At 47.7% G+C, this 21,420-nt stretch carries 20 protein-coding genes; 14 read left to right on the forward strand and 6 right to left on the reverse strand.

What is annotated here, in order from left to right:
- The first annotated feature begins 25 nt into the window (after nucleotides 1–25).
- From ahrC to PaeBR_RS10270, 6 genes are all read left to right on the forward strand, one after another.
- Entirely contained in the window at nucleotides 26–475 is a 450-nt protein-coding gene (gene ahrC, locus PaeBR_RS10245) for a transcriptional regulator AhrC/ArgR (RefSeq protein ID WP_410514707.1), read from the forward strand.
- Between the two features lie 48 nt (nucleotides 476–523).
- On the forward strand, nucleotides 524–2,251 hold the full coding sequence (recN, locus tag PaeBR_RS10250; RefSeq protein WP_410514708.1) for a DNA repair protein RecN: 1,728 nt from the start codon (nucleotides 524–526) through the stop codon (nucleotides 2,249–2,251).
- Nucleotides 2,252–2,389: 138 nt separating this feature from the next.
- Nucleotides 2,390–3,514: a SpoIVB peptidase gene (gene spoIVB / locus PaeBR_RS10255; protein WP_410515144.1), complete on the forward strand. Its 1,125-nt coding sequence runs from the start codon at nucleotides 2,390–2,392 to the stop codon at nucleotides 3,512–3,514.
- A gap of 172 nt (nucleotides 3,515–3,686) precedes the next feature.
- Nucleotides 3,687–4,499 carry a sporulation transcription factor Spo0A gene (gene spo0A / locus PaeBR_RS10260; protein ID WP_410514709.1) on the forward strand — a complete coding sequence of 271 codons (813 nt, stop codon included), beginning with the start codon at nucleotides 3,687–3,689 and terminating at the stop codon, nucleotides 4,497–4,499.
- Nucleotides 4,500–5,395: 896 nt separating this feature from the next.
- Entirely contained in the window at nucleotides 5,396–5,581 is a 186-nt protein-coding gene (locus PaeBR_RS10265) for a hypothetical protein (RefSeq protein ID WP_410514710.1), read from the forward strand.
- An 18-nt stretch (nucleotides 5,582–5,599) separates the two neighbouring features.
- Nucleotides 5,600–6,151: a PemK-like protein gene (locus tag PaeBR_RS10270; protein WP_410514711.1), complete on the forward strand. Its 552-nt coding sequence runs from the start codon at nucleotides 5,600–5,602 to the stop codon at nucleotides 6,149–6,151.
- Between the two features lie 364 nt (nucleotides 6,152–6,515).
- Here PaeBR_RS10270 and PaeBR_RS10275 read toward each other — a convergent pair whose 3' ends face one another.
- The 5 genes from PaeBR_RS10275 to PaeBR_RS10295 form a co-directional block, all read right to left on the reverse strand.
- Complete coding sequence (locus tag PaeBR_RS10275) at nucleotides 6,516–6,716, reverse strand: hypothetical protein (RefSeq protein ID WP_410514712.1); 201 nt, start codon at nucleotides 6,714–6,716, stop codon at nucleotides 6,516–6,518.
- 405 nt (nucleotides 6,717–7,121) lie between these two features.
- Complete coding sequence (locus PaeBR_RS10280) at nucleotides 7,122–7,466, reverse strand: LytTR family DNA-binding domain-containing protein (RefSeq protein WP_410514713.1); 345 nt, start codon at nucleotides 7,464–7,466, stop codon at nucleotides 7,122–7,124.
- Between the two features lie 142 nt (nucleotides 7,467–7,608).
- On the reverse strand, nucleotides 7,609–8,085 hold the full coding sequence (locus PaeBR_RS10285) for an accessory gene regulator B family protein (protein WP_410515145.1): 477 nt from the start codon (nucleotides 8,083–8,085) through the stop codon (nucleotides 7,609–7,611).
- Nucleotides 8,086–8,123: 38 nt separating this feature from the next.
- Entirely contained in the window at nucleotides 8,124–8,780 is a 657-nt protein-coding gene (locus PaeBR_RS10290) for a hypothetical protein (protein ID WP_410514714.1), read from the reverse strand.
- Between the two features lie 493 nt (nucleotides 8,781–9,273).
- The gene (locus PaeBR_RS10295; protein WP_410514715.1) at nucleotides 9,274–9,843 is read right to left on the reverse strand and encodes a thymidine kinase; all 570 of its coding nucleotides are present in this window, start codon (nucleotides 9,841–9,843) and stop codon (nucleotides 9,274–9,276) included.
- A gap of 154 nt (nucleotides 9,844–9,997) precedes the next feature.
- On the opposite strand from PaeBR_RS10295, the gene PaeBR_RS10300 reads away from it, so the two are divergent.
- From PaeBR_RS10300 to PaeBR_RS10315, 4 genes are all read left to right on the forward strand, one after another.
- Nucleotides 9,998–10,207 carry a hypothetical protein gene (locus tag PaeBR_RS10300; RefSeq protein WP_410514716.1) on the forward strand — a complete coding sequence of 70 codons (210 nt, stop codon included), beginning with the start codon at nucleotides 9,998–10,000 and terminating at the stop codon, nucleotides 10,205–10,207.
- Between the two features lie 66 nt (nucleotides 10,208–10,273).
- The gene (locus PaeBR_RS10305) at nucleotides 10,274–12,037 is read left to right on the forward strand and encodes an ABC transporter ATP-binding protein (RefSeq protein ID WP_410514717.1); all 1,764 of its coding nucleotides are present in this window, start codon (nucleotides 10,274–10,276) and stop codon (nucleotides 12,035–12,037) included.
- Nucleotides 12,018–13,868, forward strand: coding sequence for an ABC transporter ATP-binding protein (locus tag PaeBR_RS10310; RefSeq protein ID WP_410514718.1), 1,851 nt, complete (start codon nucleotides 12,018–12,020; stop codon nucleotides 13,866–13,868). The genes PaeBR_RS10305 and PaeBR_RS10310 overlap by 20 nt, the downstream gene beginning before the upstream one ends.
- 284 nt (nucleotides 13,869–14,152) lie before the next feature.
- Nucleotides 14,153–15,304: an IS110 family transposase gene (locus PaeBR_RS10315; RefSeq protein WP_410512566.1), complete on the forward strand. Its 1,152-nt coding sequence runs from the start codon at nucleotides 14,153–14,155 to the stop codon at nucleotides 15,302–15,304.
- 562 nt (nucleotides 15,305–15,866) lie between these two features.
- Here PaeBR_RS10315 and PaeBR_RS10320 read toward each other — a convergent pair.
- Nucleotides 15,867–16,172: a DUF2627 domain-containing protein gene (locus tag PaeBR_RS10320; RefSeq protein WP_410514719.1), complete on the reverse strand. Its 306-nt coding sequence runs from the start codon at nucleotides 16,170–16,172 to the stop codon at nucleotides 15,867–15,869.
- A gap of 170 nt (nucleotides 16,173–16,342) precedes the next feature.
- Between PaeBR_RS10320 and lpdA the strand changes: the two genes are divergently transcribed.
- The 4 genes from lpdA to PaeBR_RS10340 all read left to right on the forward strand — a co-directional run bounded on the left by lpdA (nucleotide 16,343) and on the right by PaeBR_RS10340 (nucleotide 21,379).
- Nucleotides 16,343–17,764 carry a dihydrolipoyl dehydrogenase gene (gene lpdA, locus PaeBR_RS10325; protein ID WP_410514720.1) on the forward strand — a complete coding sequence of 474 codons (1,422 nt, stop codon included), beginning with the start codon at nucleotides 16,343–16,345 and terminating at the stop codon, nucleotides 17,762–17,764.
- Nucleotides 17,765–17,913: 149 nt separating this feature from the next.
- A complete protein-coding gene (locus tag PaeBR_RS10330) occupies nucleotides 17,914–18,939 on the forward strand; it encodes a thiamine pyrophosphate-dependent dehydrogenase E1 component subunit alpha (RefSeq protein WP_410514721.1) in 1,026 nt (341 codons plus the stop codon).
- A gap of 3 nt (nucleotides 18,940–18,942) precedes the next feature.
- On the forward strand, nucleotides 18,943–19,929 hold the full coding sequence (locus PaeBR_RS10335) for an alpha-ketoacid dehydrogenase subunit beta (protein WP_410514722.1): 987 nt from the start codon (nucleotides 18,943–18,945) through the stop codon (nucleotides 19,927–19,929).
- A 34-nt stretch (nucleotides 19,930–19,963) separates the two neighbouring features.
- Nucleotides 19,964–21,379, forward strand: a complete 1,416-nt coding sequence (locus PaeBR_RS10340) for a dihydrolipoamide acetyltransferase family protein (RefSeq protein ID WP_410514723.1) — start codon at nucleotides 19,964–19,966, stop codon at nucleotides 21,377–21,379.
- Nucleotides 21,380–21,420: the final 41 nt, after the last annotated feature.

Raw genomic sequence — 21,420 nt, forward strand, 5'->3', positions numbered from 1 at the left:
TATTTTTTAATTACGGGAGGCAACAATGAAGGGACAAAGGCATATTAAAATTCGTGAGATTATTACTCACCATGATATTGAAACGCAGGACGAGCTGGTAGAAGAGCTTCGCAATGCCGGGTTTCAGGTTACTCAGGCCACAGTATCGCGTGATATTAAAGAGCTTCTTCTCATTAAGGTACCCATGGATGACGGCAGATATAAATATTCACTGCCGACAGACCAGCGCTACAATCCGACCCAAAAGCTGAAAAGGGTACTGGTGGACAACTTCGTGCAAATCGATTTTTCGGGTAACCTGGTGGTTATGAAATGCCTGCCGGGAACTGCAAATTCCGTTGCAGCCTTGATTGATAGTATCGATTGGCCGCAAATTATGGGTACGATCTCCGGTGACGACACCATTCTTATCATTTGCCGACAGCCGGAAGACAGCAAGAACGTAATTTCCCAAATTATGGGCTATATATCCTAAACTCCATTCATTTCATTTGTTTATCATCTTTCCGGAGGTGTTGTATACGTGTTAGAAACATTAGCCATCCGCAACCTTGCTGTTGTTGAGGCTGTGGATGTTTACTTTTATCCTGGTTTTCATGTATTGACGGGGGAGACTGGCGCCGGCAAATCCATAGTAATTGATGCGCTGGGACTCATTGCCGGAGGCCGCGGCTCTGCAGATTCTATTCGTTATGGTTGCGAGAAGGCAGAGATGGAAGCGCTTTTCAGTTTACCGGATAGTCATCCTGTATGGGACACGCTGGAGCGGCTCGGTATTCGTGCGCAAAAAGAAGAACATCTCATCATCCGCCGTGAGCTGACTGCACAGGGGAAAAGCACCTCCCGAGTAAACGGCCAAATGGTGAACCTCAGCATGCTGCGGGAAATTGGCGAACAGCTGGTCAATATTCATGGGCAGCATGAGCACCAGAATCTTTTGAAGGCGGAGAGGCATTTAGGGTTGCTTGATACATACGGAGAAGAAATCATAGGACCGCTTAAATCTGTATATCAGGAGAGGTATTCAGAGTTTGCCAAAGTGGAGAAGGAACTGCGTGAGCTGCAGGAATCCAGCCAAAAGGGCTATCAGATGCTTGATTTATACCGCTTTCAGCTGGAGGAGATATCTGCTGCCTCACTAAAAACGGGAGAGGATGCATTACTTTCAGAAGAAAGGGTCAAACTATCCCACAGCGAGAAAATGATGGAGTCGGTTTCCAGTGCGTATGAGCTTCTCTATGATCGGCAAGGGCTGGAGTCCATTGGAAATGTAATATCTAAGCTGGAAGATGCGGTCCGGTACGATGAAAAAGGATTGAAGCCTATATTGGAGCAATTGCAGTCCTCGTACTACCAGCTGGAGGATGCGGCGTTTCAGCTCCGCGATTACCGTGAAGATATAGAATTTAATCCGGAGCGTCTGGAGGACATAGAGAACCGTCTGGATCTGATATCGGGACTGCGGCGAAAATACGGGGACAGCATAGAGCAAATTCTGGAGTATTACGATCAAATTTACCGGGAGACCGACTTACTGGAAAATAAAGATGAATATCTGGAAAAATTAACTTTGAAGCGCGATGGGCTGCTGAGTGTATTGATGGAAGCGGCGAAAAGACTGAGTGAAGCCAGGCAGCAGTGTGCCGGAGATTTGGCCGGTCAGGTGGAGGGCGAGCTAAAGGATTTACAAATGGAACGGACATCACTTCAGGTGAAGCTGGAAACGCTGGAGGACCCGCGGGGCATCGAATATCAAGACCGGCGGATACGTCTTACCCGACAAGGGATAGACAGCGCAGAATTTATGATCTCCCCGAATCCGGGAGAACCTTTAAGGCCCCTTGGCAAAATCGCCTCGGGTGGAGAGCTTTCGCGGATTATGCTGGCAATGAAGAGCATTTTTGCCCGCCATGATGCTATCCCAGTGCTGATCTTTGATGAAGTGGATACGGGCGTGAGCGGACGTGCTGCCCAGTCCATTGCGGATAAGCTGTACAAGCTGTCCTCCACTTGCCAGGTGTTCTCTATAACCCATTTGCCGCAGGTGGCCTGTATGGCGGATCATCAGTACCTCATCCGTAAAAAGGTGGAAGACGGAAGAACTATGACCGAAGTGGAATCCTTGTCAGAAGACGGACGGGTTATGGAGCTGGCACGGATGCTCGGAGGCGTGGAAATCACCGAAAAAACGCTGCATCACGCTCAGGAAATGCTCAATTTGGCTGAGGCCAGCAAGGCGGCTGCAAGCTAGCCGGGACAATGATTGACAGTAATAAAAGCCTGGGGGCAAGGTTATCTTATAGGTACGCAATTGGCGACCACCTTTTTCGTCAAGCGAAAGAAGCTAAAGGGAGCGTGACAGCCATTGAAGCCTAACCTCAGGAAATTGATGCCAGGCCTTTTACTTGCCTTCTTTCTCAGTTTATCAGGTGTAACGGGAACGGTCCGAAGCTCGGCCTCCTCGCTGGGTATAGACACAAAAGCGGCAGGGATTTCAGCCACCGAGGAGAGTCCCAACCCGGAGTTAAAAGTAATCCCCGGAGGCCAGACCATTGGCGTGAAGGTAAAATCTGCGGGTGTCTTGATTGTCGGACATCATCTTGTTGAAGTATCCAAGCAATCCAAGGTTTCGCCCGGGGAGAACTGCGGATTACTGCCTGGGGATTTAATGATCTCCATTGATGGAGTGAAGCTGGATGAAGTGTCCAGAGTGGCTAAACTTGTAGAACACGCCGGTAAAACGGATGCTTACCTTTCCATCACTTATAAGCGTGGAGGAAAAGAGCGGATAGCCAAGCTCAAGCCGGCTTATGACCGCAATGATCATGTGTGGCGGCTTGGTTTGTATATACGTGATTCAGCAGCAGGTGTTGGGACTCTTACCTTTTATGCCCCGAATCAAAGCGTTTATGGAGCTCTCGGGCATGTGATTACAGATATGAACACAGGCACCCCGATTGTGGTGGGGAGCGGGCACATCATTCAATCCAGTGTAACCTCCATTTCTAAAAGCCAGGACGGTGATCCCGGTGAGAAGCGGGCCATTTTTCTGAAGGAAAGCCAGGTGCTTGGTAACGTAGAAAGTAATACGCAATTTGGTATCTTTGGCAAAATGACCCGAAATCCGGAACACAGTCTATACCAGGAGCCAATTCCTGTCGCCATGGGCAGCGAGGTAAAAGAAGGTCCGGCTCAAATTCTCACCGTGGTGGACGGGCAGCAGGTTGAGCGGTTTGATGTTCAGATCATTCACGTAGCCCGGCAGCAGCAGCCTGCAACCAAGGGCATGGTGCTTCGGATTACCGATTCCCGGCTCATTGATAAGACCGGAGGAATCGTTCAAGGAATGAGTGGAAGTCCCATTGTCCAGAACGGCAAGCTGATTGGTGCCGTTACCCACGTTTTTGTGAACGATCCGAAGTCCGGTTATGGCTGCTTTATCGAGTGGATGCTTAGAGACTCTGGCGTGCTTCATCAGCAGAATATGATTTCCCCACATCTTAAGGCGGTCTAGCCTTAAGATTTTTTGTCGAAGGGGAGCGAACAAAATCGAATCATGAAATAAAATATTCAATTATAATCTAACCCCGAAAAAAAATAAAGAAAAATAATTTTCGACAGAAGGAATTTAGATTTGCATGTCGAAATCGTAAAGGAGAGAAGAGACAATAAGGAGGAAGCAGCCAGTGCAGAATATTGAAGTGTTGTTGGCCGATGATAACAGGGAATTCACAAATTTGCTTGCCGAATACATTTCCGAGCAGGAAGATATGACCGTGACGGGTATAGCGTATAATGGGGAAGAAGTTCTTCATATGCTGAGCGGTGCCCGTAAAGTCCCGGATGTGCTGATCCTTGATATCATCATGCCGCATTTAGACGGACTTGGCGTTCTGGAACGCCTTCGTGACATGGATTTGAATCCAGCGCCTAAAATCATCATGCTGACCGCTTTCGGTCAGGAGAACATCACTCAAAGAGCTGTGCAGTTGGGAGCATCTTATTATATTCTGAAGCCCTTCGATATGGAGGTTCTGGCCAACCGTGTACGGCAACTGGTGGGAACCCCGGGCAGTGTCACTTCATCCTCCAACATGAATAACTATACCTCTATGAAATCAAACGTTGTGCCGCTCTCCAAGGGCAAGAACCTCGACGCTAATATTACGTCAATAATCCATGAGATAGGCGTTCCTGCGCATATCAAAGGGTATCAGTATTTGCGTGAAGCCATTACTATGGTTTACAACAATATCGAAATTCTTGGGGCTATAACCAAAACCCTCTACCCGGCCATTGCCGAGAAATTCAAGACAACGCCTTCACGTGTGGAACGAGCCATCCGGCATGCCATTGAGGTGGCTTGGACGAGAGGCAACATCGACAGCATTTCTCACCTGTTCGGCTACACCATTAATATCTCCAAATCCAAGCCAACCAACTCGGAATTTATTGCCATGGTAGCCGACAAGCTGCGGATTGAGCATAAGGTTTCTTGAAAGGGTTAGGGGCGTTGAGTGTAACGCGTTGCGGGTTATGGAGGCTGTTTACAGCCAGTATGTGAAAAATGATAAACTTGTTTTGAAGCCAATAAATTTTTCCCATCAAACCCAATAAACCTTTTTGGTTTATTGGGTTTGTTTTTGTAGGAAAACAAAACAACAAAATATGATTTAGAGCAGGATTATGTCTGTAGCTGTGCCTTAAGAATAGCTAGAGATATGTTTGCTCTATTACCAAATTAATTATATCTACATCCACGCATATAGATATGATGGCTAATCAGCAAACGGACATAACAAAGAACGTCTTGAACCCTATTTCGTACGCGAGGATGGCGGCGCTGTTGATCGATCAGTCCAACCGACGTCCACATGGGTAACGAAAAAGGAAGTCGAATTCAAGTATACGTAGCAACCGTTCAACGTGTCGACTTTTACAATGGGCCACGAGCGCCAGGGAATACCTTGGCGGTATTGTCCATCCGCTCCACGGCATGAAGTCCTTTTTGTGCTTAAAATCCCTTGCACAGCATGGGCTTATTAATATAAAATGCTTAATTATAAATGGACATGAAATACATCAAAAAGTAACCTCGATTATCTCATCTATTTTCTTCTAATTCGGACTCTTAATTTACACTCTCAAAAACTCATCTTATTATAGTGTTTCAAAATTTAGGGTAAATTAATGTTACAATTTACCCCACTTATGTTACAATTGAATAAACCTCACTTTGTTATAATTCCCTATTATATAGGGTATACAGACATTCTATTTTTTATACCTGTCGATTATGGATATTTTTTAGGGAAAGATTCTATTAACGTGTGTGCTATGTTTCGATAGGCTCCGCATATAACATCTTCTAGTATAAAACTAGGAGGTGCTATATATGAAAAGAAAGAATAAGGAGGGAAAAGACATGGGAGCAACTGCGCCTAAACTTTACGTGATTGGAAATCCTTCAAAAATTAAAACCACCAAGAAAAAAACTGATCCGTACAAGGCTGTCCCTTTCCACGGAATGAGCGAAAAAGATAGACGAGAAAGCATGGAATCAATGAGGGATGACGATTAAATATGTGGGGGATTTAATTTGGATGGATTAAAATTTTCAGACTATGATGAGTGGTCTGGTATTCAAAAACAAAACATATTTGAGGCATGGGTTCCTTTTGTTCCCGACAGGCCACTCGATTTTTTTGTACATAATGAGGGCAGTGAAAATGAAGGTTTTATAACTTCTATCATAAATGATACAAGTAAGCTCTCTACTCATAATGTAGTCATCCCACTTAAAAGAAGAAAAGTTGTTATTTTAACTTCTGATAAATTGTGCGCAGATATATATTATCCAGATGTTTTAGTAGCCAAGATTGTTACAATTAAAGACCATCATTGTACACAAGATTGGTATAAACTACTTCTTGCAGATAAACATTCTTTATTTGTTCGTCTTCCAAAAGAAATTACTGGGGAAGAAAGTTACATTAACATGGCTCAAGTAACCTCTATAGGAAAGAAACTGTTGATTCAGAAAAAATACATTCTACCCGCAGAAAGAATGCAACTAGTAGAAAGAAGACATAAAGAATGTATTGATTTAGGCGTCATTAAGAACGACACCGAAAGTGCTGCAAGCGAATAAGTAGAAATGTCACTTCTTTGACGGAGGTGGCTTTTTTGATTATATTGAAGTACAAAGTAATAAGCAGACAATTTATTATTCTTTTGGCAAAGAAACTTTTGTATAGGTACTCGTGTACTCCGAAAAGGATAAAACATGATACATTAAAATTAAAATGTCTTCTTAATGTGATGCTAATTTATGATAACCGCTAAAATATTCCCCCGAGTTATTAGCAACAATCCCTTTCACCTAATTACATTGTCATTGGAATCATATCAAAAATAAGATTAAAAATAGCAAAGCAAGAGTTAAAGTTAGAATTAAAAAAACAGATTCAGAAATCTGCTTTTCTAATAGCTCGTATATGTAATTAATATAGATTTTACAAGGGATGATCCGAGTAAACCTCAGGTTCTACTTCAGGAATGTTAATTTGTCTGCTTGATAAAACGCCTTCAATAATTTGTATAAAATCAAGAGAAGCCTTGGCCTGCACCGCCAATTCATAAATGTTCAATATTTGCTCGTCAGTTAACAGCTCAAGAGATGAGGGGCGCGGCGAAGGATGGAAATGATAATTCATTAGATCCCTCCATATGTAAATAAGTATATGTTTCATATACATCCTTTCCAAATGGTACCATTTAGGAGGCGTTATGTCTCCTGCCATTCATCCTGTGAATTTATCTTTACAAATGATGGATAATATGGGACAATGATTGATTTCGAAAAAAACGACCTACTTAGTTGGGTCTGTTGACAAAGTCTTCTTCTGGAGGGATATGAAAGCGGGTGTCCCAAAAGTAGTAAAAAAGAAACCTCTCTTTGAAAAATGGTAGTACCATCTACCATTTCAAAAAAGGAGATTTCATTGGAAAACCCGTTCAATTAGGCGTACATTGACTTCCGGAAGTAAACAAACGTATGGATGACAGAACAGAGAAAAAATACAAAATGGGTTAGGGAGAGAAATCCCTAACCCATTTTGTCAACAGCCCTTAGATAACGGGTTGTTTTTGTTTGCAGCTAAGTATTTTTTGATTCGCAGCTCATTGGATTCCGAGACGGTGGTAAACTGCGCTCCTTTATTAAAAGAAACAAGCTTCCGTTCGGAATCATATCCGTCAATATTATTGGTATTGACAACATTACTGCGGTCAAGACGTTCGAATCCCTTACTCCCATAAGCTGTGAAAAGATCGGAAAGTGTGGTGGGGAGAACAAATTCGCCTTCTTTCGTATGGACGAATATTGTATTCTTGTAATTAGAGAAATACAATATTTCTTCCTCGCTGATATCTCGGGAGGAACCGTCTTTTAGTAGAACACGCATGTTTTCCCCATCCTTGTTTATTACTTCCGCAATTCTTTTGGGGCTTCTGGGCTGTGCAAACCTATCTTCATAATGGAAATGAAGAAACGAGCGGATGCTTCAAGAACTGAAGAAGCGTGTTTAGCGAATGATTTTCTCATTATTATAACCTCCTATTCCAAGGAATAACTGTTAAAGACTGGGCGATATATGCCAGTCCGATTACAGCCGAACCGAACCAGAAATTTAAACCTACAAGTAGAATTGAAAATAGCTTCAGTCTAGGATACAATGTGCGTGGAATTTGAGCGTTCTTGTCCGGATTAGGGGCAAAGAGAATCATTATAACCAGACTGATAGCATTTATAATCCAACCCGTATTCCCCGTGATGCTAAAGAAATATGGAGTGAGGGAACATAACAAAATTGTAGCTATGTTACAAGCGGACGAAGTCTTTAGATGAAAGCCTCCAGAACATAGGCGTAGTATTGAAAAACTAACAATAAATAACATGGTCTCAGGTAAATTATTTAATAGAATTCCTATCAGTGCAGATCCTATAAACGCCAGTATTGTATTTAAAATGATATTCAAGGAATATTGCATAATTTCGATGGAGCAGGTTTGTTCCGGATTCACTCGTTTAATTGCGATTGAAATCTTGCTAGCCAAGAAGTTCAATACTCATCACCACGGTCCTTTTTGTTGGAAAGATATAAATATCCGAACAAGAGCAAGGCATAAAATAGTGGAATTAAAAAGAAGTGCTGATATAAATTTTCGAAAAAATACAACATCAACACAACAACAAAAGCTGAAGGAACAGTTAAAGCAAGCAGTATTTTTTCGTGTTTGCCGATAGCAATCTTCCCATCAGGTTTATCCGGGATGAAATCAAAGCCTTTCCGTTTATATCCAATATAATAACCGAGTAGATAGGCTGTCAGGGCCGAAAAGAATTGCAAAAGATAAGTTCCTACAGATATTCCGGAAATATGCAGTCCATATATCCTTGTTATGTTCATAATTAAATAAAGAGTGGATTGAATTAACATGTAGGCTTGATAAGCCATACCAGTCATTATTGCTGCATAGAATATATGAATTCGAAACAAAAGCCAAAAAAAGCAAAAGACCAGAATGTATTGTGAAAGCACATCAATTACAGCTAATCCATAGTTATGTCTGATGATGTAAGAGAAAAAGCCCATAATCAAACCTGCAAATATAATTTCTTTCGAATACAAATCAATCTTGAATATTTTGAAGGCGAGAAAAAATAATGCAGAACTTTCCAAAACCGAAAATACCATAAAAAGCAAAAAATCCAACATGCATACACTCCCGATGAAAACGATTAATTTACTCTTAATCTTGCAATTATTATACCTAAGGTAATAAAATACAACAATAGGAAATGACACTTTTCGCCAAATTTTTCTTGAAAATTGTATCGGAAGGGTTTTTTACCATGGATCAGCGTCCTGAAACAAATGAATACGGGGATTTTTATGCGAAGTATGTGGCTTTGGTGCCTGAGGATGGGGAACTGGTTGATTGGGCATCTGACGGACAATGATCGGATTATGTCTTACCGCCTCTTGCGTATAGCAAGGGGAGATGAGACCCCACTGGCCGGTTACAAGGAGAATGAGTACGTAAATGCCGGCAGGTTTTAGAGGTTCACTTTGAAAGAAATGCTGGTTCATTATAAAGCTGTACGGGAGCGGTATTTGAAATAACGGAATAGTGAGGCGTAATAGACTATTATAACAAAAAAGCATTCCCTCCAGATTAGCTGGTTGCGGAATGCTTTATTTGTGTATTTTATAGTGGTGGATTCTTGTGGCATTTCCGGCAAACGGGATAATAGGCTTCATTTCCGCCGATCTGGATTTGCTTGCCGCTGTATACAGGCTTGCCGTTTTCCACACGGAGGGCCATAGTTGCTTTGCGCTCGCAGAACCAGCAGATGGTTTTCATTTCTTCGATTTTATCAGCGTAAATCAACATATACTTGCTGCCTTCAAAAAGGTTGTTCTGAAAATCGTTTTTTAATCCGAAGGCCATTACCGGAATATTCAGCTCATCTACTATGCGGACCAACTGGAGAATGCAGTCCTTGCTCAGAAACTGGCACTCATCAATGAGCACACAGTGAGGCTTGGGCATGTTGCTGCTGACGATGCCGTATATATCCGTGTTCTCATCAATGGGGATTGCCTGCTTGCGCAGACCGATCCGTGAGGAGATAAAACCGACCCCGTCTCTGTTATCGATGGAAGGAGTAAAGATGAGCACCGACTTGCCCTGCTCTTCATAGTTATGGGCTACCTTGAGGATTTCAATGGATTTGCCGCTGTTCATAGCTCCGTATTTAAAAAACAACTGTGCCACTGTTCATCGGTCCTTTCCCTAATGACAAAATAATAGTTATCCGAAAAATGCGACCTTATTAGAGTATCATATTCCTGTCCCGCTAAGCCAGCGAAAACATACGGGGAAATGTTATAATGAAATTTATGAACAATTGCAGGAAGGAAGATTTGCATTGGAGGAGAAACTGAATCAATATCAAATACGCATGAACATACTTATGGCAGAGGAGAAGTTATCGCCGGAGGTGCAGGGCTTGCTCGAGGAATTGCTGGCAGATTTGACAGAAGCAGCCCGTAGTAACAAAGCTTTGCGAAGAGCCGCCCTGAAGGCGGGACAGTCTTCCATGATGTCCAGCCGTTTGCGGGATGCACTGCAGGAATAACATAAGAATCGCAAACGGAATAAGTAACATCTTCGGAGAGTGGGTCGTCCGGTCGGAGGAACGCATATGCGTCTTATTTTCTCTTTTCTAAAAAAATACCGTGTGGCCGCTGTTGCCGCGCTTGTGATGATGCTGATTGAGCTTGCTGTGGAGCTGTCTCAGCCCCTCCTGATCTCCAAAATCATTGACGAAGGTATAAAGGGCGGGGATTCCTCCGTCGTATGGCTGTGGGGCGGCATATTGGTAGCGAGCGCTGTAGTAGCGTTTGTAGCAGGAATTCTAAGTTCATTTTTTGCCTCGCATGCCAGTCAGAGCTTTGCGTTCGATCTCAGGGACAAGCTGTATGACAGGGTGCAATCCTTCTCGTATGAGGTTTTTAACCGTTTTGCCGCTTCTTCCCTGATTACACGGCTGACCGGTGATGTTTCGCAGCTGCAGGATACGATATTTATGAGCTTGCGCTTCATGACCCGGGTACCGCTTGTGGTGATGGGCAGTGTAATCATGGCGGTGGTTGTGCATGTAAAGCTCGGGCTGCTTCTGGCGGTTACGGTTCCTGTGTTGGCCGTATTTTTATACTGGATGATGAAAAAGGCCTCAGCCTTATTCCGTAATGTCCAAAGCCGGCTTGATGGGGTCAATGGAGTCATTCAGGAAAATCTTACGGGCATCCGGTTAATCCGCGTCTTTGTCCGGATGACTCATGAGATGGGGCGTTTCGCAGCATTTAGCGGCCATTTGATGAGAACCACGGTGTCCGCACTGCGGTTGACGGAAACGACGATGCCGTTCATTTTGCTGATTGTGAATGCAGGCATACTGGCGGTGCTGTGGTTTGGACGGCTTGAGATTTCTGCCGGCAAGGCTACGCTGGGTGAGACTGTTGCTGTAATCAACTACTCACTGCGTACGATTGGGGCGCTCTCGGCGTTATCCTGGATAGTGGTGACCTTCTCAAGAGCCCACGCTTCCTCTCAGCGGATAGGTGAAGTTTTCGCGGAGGGAGCGGAGCTGGCGGATGCCACGGTTAGTGTGAGTGCAGCAAAGTCAGCCAAGCCTGTTAATGAACAGCCGATTCAGGGCCGGGTTGAATTCGAAGGGGTCAGCTTCCGGTATCCAGGAAGTGATATTTCCGTACTTGAGAATATTACTTTTACAGCTTCCCCCGGTGAACGGATCGCGATTATGGGTGCAACCGGCTCGGGGAAATCTTCGCTTGTCGGACTTATTCCCCGTTTATATGAGGGAAATACCGGAGTGATCCGGATAGACGGAGCAGATACCCGTGATATGGACATTTCCAGACTTCGGCATGCGATTGGTTATGTCCCCCAGGAAGTGCTGCTCTTTACGGGATCGGTGCGTGAGAACATTGCCTGGGGGAATGAGCATGCAACCCGTAAGCAGATCGAACGGGCTGCAGCTGCGGCGCAAATTCACGGGACGGTTCAAGGACTGCCGGACGGATACGACACAAAGCTCGGGCAGCGGGGGGTTAACCTGTCTGGCGGTCAAAAGCAGCGTCTGACCATTGCCAGAGCTCTGGTGAGAAACCCGGCCATACTCATTCTTGATGACAGCACCAGTGCGCTTGATGCCGTAACAGAGGGGGCATTGCTGGAAGCTCTGAAAGAGATGTCCTGCACCACGTTTCTGATTACACAAAAGATCAGCTCCACGGCGTCTGCGGATTTGATTCTGCTGCTGGATGAAGGGCGATTGATCGCGAAAGGCTGCCATAAGGAGCTGATGGGAAGCTCCGCGCTGTACCGGACGATTTACAAATCACAGACAGGCGGGGAGGTCCAGCATGTTCAAAGCATTACTTGAGCCCTTTCGCCACCCGAGGCCGGCGTTTGAGCTGGGTGAAGGCAAGTTAGGGCTGGCCTCCGGCCGAAAGCCTAAAGCGAAGGCAAAGGCAAAGGATTGGTCCGGCACGCTGAAGCGGATCTGGAAATATCTTGCGAAGCGGAAAGCAAAGCTGAGTCTGGTGATGTTCATGGTGGTGCTTAGTTCCCTGTTGGCGCTGCTAGGCCCCTATCTGATCGGTGTGGCGGTGGATGAGTTTCTGGAAGGCACGGGTGGCAGAAGATGGGGAACCTTTTTAATAGGACTGGCCTTTGTGTACATCTTCTTTTCCCTGACTTCGTGGCTGCAAAATATATGGATGATCGAGATTGCCCAGGAGACCGTATACCGGATGCGCACCGATCTGTTCTCCCATCTGCATAGACTGCCCATTTCATTCTTTAACCGGCGGCAGCAGGGAGAGATTATGAGCCGGCTTACCAATGATATTGAGAATATCAGCTCTACCTTCAACAGTTCGGCGATTCAGATATTTTCAAGTATCCTGACGCTGCTGGGGACAGTTTCCGTAATGCTGTGGCTTAGTCCGCTTTTGACACTGCTTACGTTTATCGTGGTGCCCTTAATGGCTTTCGGGATGCGCTGGATTACGCGAAGAACCGGTCCGCTCTTTAAGGAACGGCAGCGGAATATGGGAGAGTTGAACGGTTATATTGAAGAGACGCTGTCGGGCCAGCGCATTATTAAAGCCTTTTCGCAGGAAGATCGGGTGATCAGCGGGTTCCGTGAACGGAACAACCGGATTATGCTGTCAGGCTATTGGGCGCAAGCTATTTCCGGCTTTATTCCCAAGCTTATGAACGGCCTGAATAATTTGAGCTTTGCGATTGTTGCCGGTGTCGGCGGCATTCTGGCCATTCGAGGATCGATTACGGTCGGGGTCATTATCGTGTTCGTCGAATACACCCGCCAGTTCACCCGCCCGTTAAATGATCTGGCGAACCAGTGGAACAGTCTGCTGTCGGCGATAGCCGGCGCGGAGAGAGTTTTTGAGGTGCTGGATGAAGAGACCGAGGCGAAGGATGAGGGTGCGGCTCTTACACTGGAAACCGTGAAGGGTGAGGTGGATTTCTCCCGGGTATCCTTTTCCTATGACGGAAACGGGGATACGCTTCATGATATTAGCTTTGTGGCGAAGCCCGGTGAGATGATTGCATTGGTCGGTCTAACAGGAGCAGGGAAAACGACGCTAATCGGCTTGCTATCGCGTTTTTATAATCCGAATGCGGGTTGGATTACTATTGATGGGCGTGATATTACCTCTATCCGGCGCGAAAGTCTGCGTGGACATATGGCGTTCGTACTGCAGGATTCTTTTTTGTTCAAAGGAAGTATCCGTAACAATATCCGCTACGGCAGGCTGGATGCTACGGATGAAGAGGTCGAAGAAGCGGCTAAACTGGCCAATGCCCACTCTTTTATTATGCGTATGCCGGATGGATATGAGCACATGCTGTCTACAGACGGAAGCGGCATTAGCCAGGGGCAGAAGCAGCTGCTGGCGATTGCAAGAGCGATTCTTGCCGACCCGGCCATGCTTATTCTGGATGAGGCCACAAGCAGCATCGACACCGTGACGGAAGTCAAAATTCAGGAGGGCTTGCAGGCGCTCATGAAGGGGCGGACCAGCTTCGTCATTGCCCACAGGCTGAATACGATCCGGGCGGCAGACCGGATTCTTGTTCTTCAAGGAGGGCGCCTGCTACAGCAAGGTTCGCATGAGGAACTGCTGCGGCAGGGAGGACTGTATAGCGAGCTGGTGGCGGGTCATTCGAGGCTGGCGGTGGAGTAAATCCCCAGATTTATACAACTGGAATTTTCCTGAAAAATGGCTCGTTTTGGCGGACAGAGGAGCCCTTATTTAGCTGAAAGCGGACTAAAGAAGGCGTTGAATCCACAATTAGCTGCACCTCAGTCCGCTTCTGTTCTCCTTTAGTACATCAGCCGATAATAGTTATCATGAACGAAACCGACATCGCAATTTGTTTATCTCGTAGGTTGAAATGGAAATCCTAAGAGTGAATGGCTCAAAGATTCCAATTCAGAGCTAACAAACAAAAAGGAGTCGGTTTACTAATGAGTATCGCCAAAAAGTATATTGGATTAGACGTATCCAAAGCCAAAATTGCTGTAGCCATCGCGGACGAGGGCCGAAGCGAACCCCGCTTCTGGGGGATTATCGAACATACCAGGGAACGTGTTCTAAGGCTTTTGCAGCAGTTGCAAGGTTCCGGAGAATCCAGAGCGGAACTGGAAGTCTGCTACGAAGCCGGGCCCACCGGGTACATGCTTCACCGCTGGCTGCTGGAATCCGGCATTTCCTGTACGGTTGTCGCTCCCTCCCTCATCCCTCAGCGGGCCGGCGACCGAATCAAGACCGACAAGCGGGATGCGCTGCGTTTGGCTCAGCTGTTTCGTGCCGGCGAGCTGACCGGTGTTTACATCCCATCCCCTGAGGAGGAAGCTCTCCGGGATCTCGTTCGAGCCCGGGAGGACGCAAAAGAAGATATGAACCGCCACAAGCAGCGCATGGGCAAGTTTCTGCTACGCTTGCAGCTCGCTCCCCCAAGCAAGGTCAAGGCATGGACCTTCGCCTACGAAGAGTGGCTGGACACCCTCCGCTTCGAGAGTCCCTGCCACCGTATGGTGTTTCAGGAATACCGGGAGAGCATTCGAGAAACGGCAGAACGACTCCGGCGTTACGAAAAAGAGATCGAGCTTCTCTCCCACACCCATGCGCAGGCGCCGCTTATTGAAGCGCTTCAGGCGCTGCGAGGGGTGGCTACACTCACCGCCACGACGCTGGTGTCGGAGATGGTCAGCGTGACGCGGTTTGCCAGCGCCCCCTCATTCATGAGTTACTGTGGTCTGGTGCCCAGCGAGCACTCCAGCGGCGTGAGCCGCAGTCAGGGGAAGCTGACCAAGGCCGGTAATGCGCATTTGCGACGGGTGCTGGTCGAAGCTGCCCACCATTACCGGCACTCGCCGGGAGTGCGCCGCAAACTGCGCGAGCGGATCACCGGACTGCCGCCGGAGGTGCAGCGGATGGCCTGGGAGGCACAGAACCGGTTGCACCGCAAATATATGAACATGCTGGGAAAAGGGAAGCACAAATCGAAGATCGTAGCCGCCATTGCCCGGGAGCTTGCCGGATTTGTATGGGCGATTGCCCGAGCTTTGGAGATGGACGACCGAAACCCCGTCCCGGAGTCCAAGCTTGCCGGGTAACCCTCTCCGTCCGTCTACTGCAATGTGACGCTGTATACCACTGAAAAATCACTCCCTAAAGGAAAGGAGATGAATGCCAGGAAGCCGGAGCATGACTTACCTTGGAGGCAGAATCGAGCAAGGTGAAGAGAAACGCCGCGGAAGCCCTTTGTGCCCGTTTGCTTGCGAACGATGGACGAAAATAGTTAGCGGCAGGCTCTTCAGATGGATTAATACCATGTGTAAACCCACGAATATCAGGATGCCGACCAGCGAATGATTTTTGCCTCCAAGCTAAGGACATGCTCCCTCCCTAATGTGTAAGGAAAGAAATCACACTCAGAGTCAACCCCTTTGGAAAAAGGGGGCTCTCTTTAAAAGACGTCTATTGATAGGTTTGTTTAAGTGCGCCAAAAACGGAGTTGCTACAGCGGCGCTTGACAGTTTCGTTCATATTAGGGCTATGCAGTCCGCCTAATGGCTCGAATCGGCTTACACCAGCATGCAACATTTTGTCAAGCACTGATTCTGGTGTTGATCCAAAAAAATAACAGCCTTCCTATCGGGAAGGCTGTTGACGTATTTAAGAAGTCGCTTCAGGCGGCGGTACCTGTTTAGGCTTCTTTTTCTCCTTAAAGCGGGGACCCACGTAGTTGCGCTTGCGGTCACGGGTAAGAATCCAGCCGCCTAGGAAGGTCATTCCTGCAGCGAAGAGGATGAGACCGCCGCCGAAATGGAGCCAGGCAAAGACCGGTGTTACTGTATCGTCGCCGTGCATGGATATATAATTGAAAATGTCGTCTTTCATCATGAGGAAGCCCTTCATGGCAAGCAAGCCGGGAATTACAAGAATAAGGATAGCGATGAAGCGTGAAATTAGCAGTTTCATAAGTTTCCCTACCCCTCTGAGCCCTTTTTATTCAACCCTATGATAACGCTTTGTTCTCAAAAAGTCCATTTGGCATATGACGTTTGTATGTTTTGTAATGTGGTCAAAAGGGAGTACAATATAGTACGTTAAGATGAACTTATCTGTAATGAACTGGAGGATACATATTCATGACAATTTCATGTGATGTGGCGGTGCTTGGCGGAGGAACCGGGGGATATGTGGCGGCGATCCGCGCCGCTCAGCTGGGGAAGTCAGTCGTCGTCATAGAAATGGATAAACTGGGGGGAACATGTCTGCATCGCGGATGCATTCCCAGCAAGTCGCTGCTGCGCAGTGCGGAGGTATACGCTGAAATTAGCGAAAGCGAGAGCTACGGGATCGAGACATCCGGCGTAAAGCTGGTTTTTCCGAAGGTGCAGCGTCGCAAGGAAGCGGTTGTTGAGCAGCTTCACCAGGGCGTGCAGTATTTGATGCGCAAAAACAAGATTCAAGTCATTAAAGGCAAGGGACGCGTAACCGGCCCTTCTATCTTCTCCCCGCGCAGCGGTGCGGTAGCCGTGGAGCTTGAGGACGGTGAGATGGAGACGGTGGTATCTAATCATCTGATCATTGCAACAGGATCACGTCCGCGCGTTCTTCCCGGTCTTGCACCGGATGGGAAAGCTATTCTTAGCAGTGAAGAGGCATTGGCTATGGAAGAGCTGCCTGTTTCCATGATTATTGTTGGCGGCGGGGTAATCGGCGTGGAATGGGCATCGATGCTCGCTGATTTCGGTGTCGAGGTTACGGTTGTGGAAGCCGCAGGACAATTGCTGCCGTTCGAGGATGCAGAGGTGGGTAAAGAGCTTCAGCGTCTTCTGAAGAAACGCGGTGTCAAGGTACTGACGGATACTTCCGTTGACAGCAGCACCTGCAAAGTGACGGAGAACGGAGTGACTATTGAAGCGCGTAAAGGAGAACAGAGCCAGACTCTGTCGGCGCAGAAGCTGCTGGTTTCCGTAGGAAGGCAGGCCAATGTCGATAATATAGGTCTGGAGAATACAGATATCCGCTTCGAGAAGGGCATTATATCCGTGAATTCGAATATGCAGACGAATGAGCCGCATATCTACGCTATCGGAGATTGTATAGGAGGCCTTCAACTGGCCCACGCAGCCAGTCATGAGGGTATCAGAGCCGTGAATCATCTGGCCGGAGAGACCCTTCATCCGTACCATACCCATCTGGTTCCCCGTTGTGTCTACAGCCGCCCGGAGGTGGCAAGTGTCGGCTATGCAGAGAAGGAAGCCAAGGCACTGGGTCATGATGTGGTGACAGGCAAATTCCCTTTTTCCGCTATCGGAAAAGCGATTGTATACGGCATGAAGGACGGGTTCGTCAAAGTAGTCGCGGATCGCAGCAGCGGAGATATTCTCGGTGTACAGATGATTGGACCTCATGTGACCGATCTAATCGGCGAGGCTGCACTTGCTCAGCTGCTGGACGCTACGCCATGGGAGATTGGGGAGGCGATTCACGCTCATCCTACACTTTCGGAGATTATCGGCGAGGCGATGCTGGCTGTGGATGGACGGGCTATCGGGATGTGATCAAATCGGCTTTTCTTTTTGGGAGTAAAGGGATTATAATAAACTCAAGCCAAGTCTTAGTACCAGGTTATAAGATCAGATCAGTATTGACTGAAATGCTCTGCCGGACCAAGGCTTGAGGCTTTATGAATAAGGAGGTACCTCTCAATATGGAATCCCAAGGTACTGTAGAAACGGTTAATAGGCATAAACAGCTGGGTCTGAGCGACGGACAGGTCATAGATATGTACAGATATATGCTGCTTGCGCGTAAATACGACGAGCGGAGTCTGCTGCTGCAGCGGGCAGGCAAAATCAATTTTCATGTCTCCGGCATCGGCCAGGAGGCTGCGCAGGTAGGAGCGGCATTTGCGCTCGACCGGCAAAACGATTATTTTTTACCCTATTACCGGGATTATGCCTTTGTGCTTACCGTCGGGATGACGACACGGGAGCTGATGCTGTCGGTGTTCGCCAAGGCGGAAGATCCGAACAGCGGCGGACGGCAAATGCCGGGACACTTCGGCAGCAAGCGTCTGCGTATAGTGACCGGATCAAGTCCGGTGACCACGCAGGTGCCGCATGCGGTAGGATTTGCGCTGGCCGCCAAGATGCAGAAGAAAAAGTTTGTTTCCTTTGTTACCTTTGGAGAAGGCTCCAGCAACCAGGGCGATTTCCACGAAGCCTGTAATTTCGCCGGTGTGAATAAGCTGCCGGTCATTATTATGTGCCAGAACAACCAGTATGCGATTTCTATCCCTGCGCACCGCCAGCTTGGCGGCAAGGTTAGCGACCGGGCGCTTGGCTACGGGTTTCCGGGTCTTCGCGTTGACGGGAATGATCCGCTGGAAGTCTATCGTGTGGTCAAGGAAGCACGTGAGCGGGCGTTGGCCGGTGAAGGTCCGACTTTGATTGAAGCGATGATGTATCGTCTGTCCCCGCATTCCACTTCGGATAATGATCTGGCCTACCGGACGAAGGAAGAGGTAGACGAGAATTGGAAGAAGGACGGCGTGGCAAGCTTCCGCAATTACTTGATCAACCTGGGACTGTGGAGCGATGAACAGGAACGGGATATGATTGCCGAGTGCAATCTTGAATTAAAAGAAGCTATCGAATACGCCGACAGTGCGCCGTTCCCGAAACCGGAAGATACGCTGCTGCATGTGTACAGCGAGTCAGAAGGAGGAGTGTAAACCATGGCTATTATGGAATATATCGATGCCATCCGGCTGGCGATGAAGGAAGAAATGGAGCGGGATGACTCCGTATTCGTGCTTGGAGAAGACGTGGGTGTCAAAGGCGGAGTGTTCACAACCACCAAAGGACTTCAGGACCAGTTCGGAGCAGAGCGCGTACTGGATACGCCGCTGGCGGAATCGGCAATAGCCGGTGTTGCCATCGGCGCTGCGATGTACGGAATGAAGCCGATTGCCGAAATGCAGTATTCTGATTTCATGCTGCCGGCAACGAACCAGATTATCAGTGAAGCGGCCAAAATCCGCTACCGCTCCAATAACGACTGGAATTGTCCGGTTGTCATCCGTGCGCCGATTGGTGGCGGTATTTTTGGCGGACTGTATCATTCCCAATGTCCGGAATCCATTTTCTTTGGTACGCCGGGACTGAAGATTGTTGCTCCTTATTCGGCTTATGATGCCAAAGGACTTCTGAAATCGGCGGTTCGTGATCCTGATCCCGTCTTGTTCTTCGAGAACAAGAAATGCTACAAGCTGATCAAGGAAGAGGTGCCGGAAGGAGATTACACGGTGCCTATCGGAGAAGCGAACCTGCTGCGTCAAGGAAGCGATATAACGGTTATAGGTTACAGTTTGCCGCTGCATTTTGCGATGCAGGCCGCGGAAGAGCTGGAGCGCGAGGAAGGCATTACAGCGCATATTCTTGATTTGCGCACGCTCCAGCCGCTTGATCGGGAAGCGATTATTGTTGCGGCACGCCAGACCGGGAAGGTGCTGATCGTACATGAGGATAACAAGACCGGAGGCATAGGCGGGGAGGTAGCGGCTATTATTGCCGAGCATTGCCTGTTCGAGCTGGATGCGCCGATTTTCCGTCTCTGTGGTCCCGATGTGCCTGCAATGCCTATTAGTCCGCCGATGGAGAAGTTTTTCATGCTGAGCAAGGATAAGGTGAAGGCGGAAATGCTCCGGTTGGCTCAATACTAGGACGTTATCGTATAACTTTTTGAGGAGTGAATTTATGTCTGACAACCAAAAGCTGATCGATGTGACCATGCCGCAGCTGGCCGAGTCGCTTGTATCGGCAACAATCGGCAAATGGCTGAAAAAGCCGGGTGATCAGGTAGAACAGTATGAGCCGCTTTGTGAGGTCATAACAGATAAGGTAAATGCCGAGCTGCCTTCGACAATCGATGGTGTTATGGGTGAATTATTGGCTGAGGAAGGCCAGACGGTGAGTGTCGGTGAGGTGATCTGCCGGATTGCTGTACCTGAGGTTTCCTCGAATGCAACGGGTACAGGAGAAACACCAGTGCCCTCTAGCCATTCATCAGGAAGAGAGCACCAAGCAGCAACGCAAGGTGCTGCTGTATCTGCAACTGGTGAAGTCTCTGCCGTTAGTGAAAACGCGCCGATGCGCTCCCGTTATTCTCCGGCTGTGCAAAGTCTTGCGGCTGAGCACAGAATTGATCTTACCGCTGTAGCTGGAACAGGGAATGGCGGTCGTATTACCCGCAAAGATGTTCTGGCATTTCTTGCTGCCGGTGGATCAGCTGCGGCGGCAGTCGCTTCAGCTGGCGTATCCGCTCCGGCAAGGCAGACTGCTGCTTCTGCTACTCCTGTGCAGGCTTTTGAGACTGTACAGACGGAGCTGGAGGAGCCTGTTCGTCAGTCGGGGCTGCATCTGAGTGAATCACCACGAATACCAACCATTGAGGTGGAAGGCGGCCGGGGCAGCAGCTCGGAGTATTTAATCGATGTAACGCCGATCCGCAACACAATAGCCTCCCGCATGCGCCAGAGCGTCACGGAGATTCCGCATGCCTGGACCATGATTGAAGTGGATGTCACAAATCTTGTAATACTCCGTAACAAGCTTAAGGATGAGTTCAAGCGGAAAGAAGGCATTAATCTTACCTATCTGGCATTTCTGATGAAGGCTGTGGTTAGTGCGATTAAGGATTATCCGATCATAAACTCCGTCTGGGCCGTAGACAAAATAATCGTCAAACGCGATATCAATATTACTCTCGCGGTCGGTACAGAGGATTCTGTGATGGTGCCAGTTATCAAGAAGGCCGATCAGAAGAACGTCGCCGGTCTTGCCCGTGAAATCGACGAGCTTGCGCTCAAGACGCGTGAGGGCAAGCTGCGTCTGGAAGATATGCAGGGCGGTACGTTTACTGTCAACAATACAGGCTCATTCGGCTCTATACTTTCTTACCCTATTATTAACTACCCGCAGGCAGCGATTCTTACCTTTGAATCCATAGTGAAGAAGCCTGTAGTTATTAATGATATGATTGCTGTGCGTTCCATGGCTAACATCTGTCTGTCCCTGGATCACCGGATACTGGACGGCGTTATTTGCGGACGTTTCCTGCAGCGGGTAAAGGATAATGTGGAAGGATACACGCCGGAGACGAAGCTTTACTAAGTCTGGAAAGCGCAGGTTATAGCACATATGGGAAAAGGGGA

The organism is Paenibacillus sp. BR2-3 (assembly GCF_046529485.1).
Classification (GTDB): domain Bacteria; phylum Bacillota; class Bacilli; order Paenibacillales; family Paenibacillaceae; genus Paenibacillus_AQ.

Excerpts from the sequence above, each read along its gene's own strand:
- PaeBR_RS10320 (WP_410514719.1), bottom strand. The coding sequence starts at position 16,172 with ATGAAACTGCTAATTTCACGCTTCATCGCTATCCTTATTCTTGTAATT.
- lpdA (WP_410514720.1), top strand. The coding sequence starts at position 16,343 with ATGACAATTTCATGTGATGTGGCGGTGCTTGGCGGAGGAACCGGGGGA.
- PaeBR_RS10330 (WP_410514721.1), top strand. The coding sequence starts at position 17,914 with ATGGAATCCCAAGGTACTGTAGAAACGGTTAATAGGCATAAACAGCTG.
- PaeBR_RS10280 (WP_410514713.1), bottom strand. The coding sequence starts at position 7,466 with ATGCGTGTTCTACTAAAAGACGGTTCCTCCCGAGATATCAGCGAGGAA.
- PaeBR_RS10265 (WP_410514710.1), top strand. The coding sequence starts at position 5,396 with ATGAAAAGAAAGAATAAGGAGGGAAAAGACATGGGAGCAACTGCGCCT.
- PaeBR_RS10305 (WP_410514717.1), top strand. The coding sequence starts at position 10,274 with ATGCGTCTTATTTTCTCTTTTCTAAAAAAATACCGTGTGGCCGCTGTT.
- ahrC (WP_410514707.1), top strand. The coding sequence starts at position 26 with ATGAAGGGACAAAGGCATATTAAAATTCGTGAGATTATTACTCACCAT.
- PaeBR_RS10310 (WP_410514718.1), top strand. The coding sequence starts at position 12,018 with ATGTTCAAAGCATTACTTGAGCCCTTTCGCCACCCGAGGCCGGCGTTT.
- spoIVB (WP_410515144.1), top strand. The coding sequence starts at position 2,390 with ATGCCAGGCCTTTTACTTGCCTTCTTTCTCAGTTTATCAGGTGTAACG.
- PaeBR_RS10315 (WP_410512566.1), top strand. The coding sequence starts at position 14,153 with ATGAGTATCGCCAAAAAGTATATTGGATTAGACGTATCCAAAGCCAAA.
- PaeBR_RS10335 (WP_410514722.1), top strand. The coding sequence starts at position 18,943 with ATGGCTATTATGGAATATATCGATGCCATCCGGCTGGCGATGAAGGAA.
- PaeBR_RS10290 (WP_410514714.1), bottom strand. The coding sequence starts at position 8,780 with ATGTTGGATTTTTTGCTTTTTATGGTATTTTCGGTTTTGGAAAGTTCT.
- PaeBR_RS10275 (WP_410514712.1), bottom strand. The coding sequence starts at position 6,716 with ATGAATTATCATTTCCATCCTTCGCCGCGCCCCTCATCTCTTGAGCTG.
- PaeBR_RS10340 (WP_410514723.1), top strand. The coding sequence starts at position 19,964 with ATGTCTGACAACCAAAAGCTGATCGATGTGACCATGCCGCAGCTGGCC.